Here is a 1,238-nt window from a genome sequence, read left to right as displayed (position 1 = left end):
AGCTTTTTTTCATCAATTGAGGAGGAAGGCTCTAGTTCATATTCAGACGCATTTTCCTAATCCGATGAGACACTACATGACAGGACTACTCTTTGGGTATTTGGACAAGGAGTTTGATGAGCAGAGTCAACTCTACACTAGCTTGGGGATTATTCATCTTTTTGCGCTATCGGGTATGCAGGTTGGATTTTTTCTTGGCTGGTTTCGCTATGGACTTCTCCGTTTGGGGCTTCCCAAAAATTATATCCTTGCTATCTTATTACCTTTTTCGATTTTCTATGGCTTAATGACTGGTTGGACGGCTTCGGTCTTACGTTCTTTGATTCAAAGCCTCTTGGCTGAGTGTGGTATTAAAAAACTGAACAATATGGGCATAACGCTACTTCTATTTTTTCTAGTCTTGCCTCATTTTCTTTTAACGGTAGGAGGTGTTTTAAGTTGTTCTTATGCCTTCTTGTTGTGTTTATTTAATTTTGAGGAGATGCCGTCCTTTAAAAAGTCAATTTATATGAGTTTAGTATTGAGTCTTGGGACTTTGCCTTTTTTGACCTACTATTATGGAACTTTTCAACCATTGAGTTTGATTCTGACGGCAATCTTCTCTCTAGTTTTTGATAGCTTTCTCTTACCTGTCTTAACAGTACTTTTTACACTTTCAGGAATGGTAATTTTTTCTCAATTTAACACACTTTTTGAATGGATGGAGTTCTTTTTGACTTGGGTACAATCTTGGGGAGTCCAGCCATTGATTTTAGGAAAACCTAGCTTGTTTCAGTTTGTCTCAATGATATTTGTATTGGTTTTGCTCTTTGATTTTTGGAAAAAGCCTCAGTTTAGAATATCCCTCTTGATGATTTTTAGTCTTTTGATGGTCTGGGTCAAACATCCTTTAATAAATGAAGTAACGGTGGTCGACGTTGGTCAAGGAGATAGTATTTTTTTAAGGAGTATGAAAGGTGAAACGGTCCTAATAGATGTAGGTGGCAAGGTGACTTTCGGCTCTAAGGAAAAATGGCAAGAGGGGAGCCAGACGAGTAATGCGGAGAAAACCTTAATTCCCTATCTACAGGCAAGGGGAGTGTCTCAAATTGACTATCTGGTTCTGACTCATACGGATACAGACCATATTGGTGATTTGGAGGTAGTGGCTAAACGGTTTAAGATTAAGAAAATTTGTGTCAGTGAGGGGGCTTTGACTAAGCCTAGTTTTGCCAAACGTATTCGATTTCTTAAATGTC

At 38.4% G+C, this 1,238-nt stretch carries 1 protein-coding gene; it reads left to right on the top strand.

Annotated features, from left to right (window positions below; genetic code table 11):
• Positions 1 to 76 precede the first annotated feature (76 nt).
• Positions 77 to 1,238 (top strand): ComEC/Rec2 family competence protein (locus CGS49_RS13545; protein WP_207653414.1); only part of this gene is annotated, 1,162 nt, incomplete at its 3' end.

Origin of the sequence: Faecalibacterium langellae, from assembly GCF_002549775.1 — a bacterium.
GTDB classification, from domain to species: Bacteria; Bacillota; Clostridia; order Oscillospirales; family Ruminococcaceae; genus Faecalibacterium; species Faecalibacterium langellae.
This window is presented reverse-complemented; position numbering and strand designations above follow the sequence as displayed.